This window comes from Planomonospora algeriensis, assembly GCF_977012225.1.
This window is the reverse complement of the sequence record NZ_CDRNDK010000639.1, coordinates 1-2896: the sequence shown is the minus strand read 5'-3', so window position 1 is coordinate 2896 and position 2896 is coordinate 1. Positions and strand designations below refer to the sequence as shown.

Sequence of the window (2896 nt, the reverse complement as noted above, 5' to 3'; positions counted from 1 at the left end):
GGTCTCGGCCCGCCCGCGGGCGGGCCGGTCTCCGGACGGGGCGCCGGGGACCGGGACCTCGCCGGAGAAGCTGGACAGCGCGTCGAACGAGGAGTCGTTGAAGAAGGCGTCGCCGGGGGAGGCCGCCGGGGCCCGGCCCAGCTCGGCGGAGGAGCTGCGCAGCGCGTCGTAGCCGCGCCGGGTCCCGCCGGACATGCTGTCCAGCGAGGTGAACGGCGCGATGGTGACGTTCAGCGGGGCGGGCTGCCCGGGGGCGCCCGCCGGCCCGGTGGAGTACGGCCCGGAGGGGCTGGAGAGCGGGTCGTGCCCCGCCCCGCCGCCCTGGGCGTCCTGCTGCGGGTCGTACGGCACGCGCACCGGCCCCGAGGGGGTCTCGATGATCCGCGAGGGCATCGGCCCCGAGGGCAGGTCCAGCGGCGGCATGAGGTGCATCGGCATGGAGTTGCCCGGCACCGGCATCGCGGCGGGCACCTGGCCGTTGGGGCCCCGGTTGGGGGTGTTGGAGCCGTGGCTGCGCAGGATCTGCTCCAGCAGGTCCGAGACCTGGGCGGCGGACATGCGGTCGGCGGGGTTCTTGCGGAGGAGGCCCTCGATGACGCCGGCCAGCGCCCCGGCCCGCTGCGGCCGCACGGGGTCCTGGGTGAGGATCGCGCCGAGCACGGCCACCGCGTCGGGCCCCTCGTACGGGGGGCGGCCCTCGACCGCGGCGTACAGCGTGGCGCCGAAGGCCCACAGGTCGCCGGCCTGGTTGATCGGCTGGCCGGAGAGGCGCTCCGGCGGGATGTAGGCCGGCGAACCCATCAGCAGGCCGGTCTGGGTGATCGTGACGTCGCCCTCCAGGGCGGCGATGCCGAAGTCGGTGAGGATCACGCGGTCGGAGGTGAGCAGCACGTTGCCGGGCTTGACGTCGCGGTGCAGGATCCCCGAGGCGTGGGCGTGGCGCAGCGCGTCGAGCACCCGGATGCCGATCTCGGCGGCCTGGGCCACCGGCAGCGGCCCGCTCTCCCGCACGGCCTGCTCCAGGGACCAGGCGCGGACGAGCTCCATCACGATCCAGGGGCGCCCGTCCTCCTCGACGACGTCGTGGACGGTCACGATCCCCGGGTGGCTGAGCCGGGCCGCCGAGCGGGCCTCGCGCATCATGCGCCGGTGCGCCACCTGCTTGCCCGCGTGGTCCAGTCCGTAGGGGAGGATCAGCTCCTTCACCGCGACGTCCCGGTCGAGCAGCACGTCGTGGGCGTGCCAGACCATGCCCATGCCGCCGCGGCCGACCGGCGACAGCAGCCGGTAGCGCCTGCCGATCAGTCTGTCCTGTCCCGCCTGGCCGGTCGGTGCGGTCCCGGTGATGTTCACACCCTCCGGTCCAGGGGGTACCTTGCCGATCAGACGGTCCGCCGACATACCCCGCTCCCAGGTCCAAGCCCATTTGTGAGGTTGGACACGATATCCGGATTGTATTCGGTAATGGAAGTTGGGGGCAAAGAAAGGACTTCGTGGTATTTGTCCAGCAAGACCGGATCGCGGCGTGACCGGCCCGCCGACCAGCCGTGAACCGGCCGTGAATCCGCCGTGAAGCGATCCCGGATCGATCTTGGAGTGGCTCCGGAATGGCGGGGGGCACGCCGGCGGACGGACGCGGCGACGCCCCCGCCGCGGGAGCCCGCGGGGCAACGGGAACGGCGGCTTATCCGATCCGGGCCTCCCGTCGCCAGGGCGCCAGCGCCGCGGTGAAGGCCGAGGCGGGCGGAGTGACCAGGCCCGCGCCGACCTGGCCGGTGCCCGCCACCCGGCCCGCGATGCCGGTGTTGACCGTCGGCAGCAGGCCGGTCCTCGCCACCAGCGTCACGTCCACGCCGACCGGCGTGCCCCGGAACCCCAGACCGGGGATCTGGTAGGCGGGGTGCTCGGCGAGGGTGATCTCGTACATCGACCGGGTGGCCGCCGTCGCGTCGGCCACGTCGCCGCCGACGAACCTGACGATCGCCGGGGCCGCCGCCATCGCGAAGCCGCCCAGCCCGGCCGTCTCGGTGATCGTGGAGTCCCCGATGTCGGGGTTGGCGTCCGCCGGGCCGTACGCGCCGAGGTAGAGCCCGTCCGGCACGCCCGCCGGACCGGTGAACCAGCGGTCGCCGAGCCCGGAGACCTGCACGCCGAAGTCGGTGCCGTTGCGGGCCATCGCGACGACCAGCGTCGAGCCGGGCACGTCCCGGGCCGCGTCGGCGCTCACCTTGCAGGCGGCCATGCCCGCGTTGAGGAAGAAGTGGTCGTTGCCGCCCGCGAAGCGCAGCACCTCGGATGCGCGGCCGCCGGCGGCCTCCACCAGCGCGGGCGCCAGCTCGCGGACCAGCAGCGAGGTCGCGGCCCGGTTGCGGTTGTGCAGCTCGTCGCCCATCTGCAGGGCCTGCGCGATCAGCGACCGCAGGTCCAGCGGCCCGGTCAGCTCCAGGGCCGCGGCCAGCGCCGGGCCGAGCACCTCGCCCATCCAGCGCAGCCGCCCGATCACCTCGGGGCCGTAGGCGCCGTAGCGCAGTACCTTGCCGAGCCCCTCGTTGAGCGAGCAGTAGGCGGTGCCGCCGTGCTCGGCGTCGCGCACCTCGAACATCCACATCGACGGGCTCACCACCCCGGCCATCGGGCCCACCGCCCGGTGGTGGTGGCAGGGCTCCAGCCGCACCCGCCCGGCGACCAGCAGCTCCTCCGCCTCCCCGGCGTCGCCGGCCAGCTCCTCCAGCAGCACCGCCCCGACCAGCGCGCCGCGCATCGGCCCCGAGGCGCGCTCCCACCCGATCGGCGGACCGGCGTGCAGGAACGTGCCCGGCGGCAGGTCGAGCACCTCGCGGCCGGCCGCACCCCGGCCAGCAGGGGCCGCGCGGACGTCAGCCTGCCCACCGCCGGC

Annotated in this window: 2 protein-coding genes; both read right to left on the bottom strand. The window is 74.8% G+C overall.

The annotated features are described in order from the left end of the window. Nucleotides 1-1401, bottom strand: a 1401-nt coding sequence (locus ACWJ6R_RS33785; protein WP_449066111.1) for a protein kinase domain-containing protein, incomplete at its 3' end; no start/stop codon positions are given. A 283-nt stretch (nucleotides 1402-1684) separates the two neighbouring features. Continuing rightward, the coding region (locus tag ACWJ6R_RS33780) for a DUF1116 domain-containing protein (RefSeq protein ID WP_449066110.1) at nucleotides 1685-2896 on the bottom strand (1212 nt) is incomplete at its 5' end.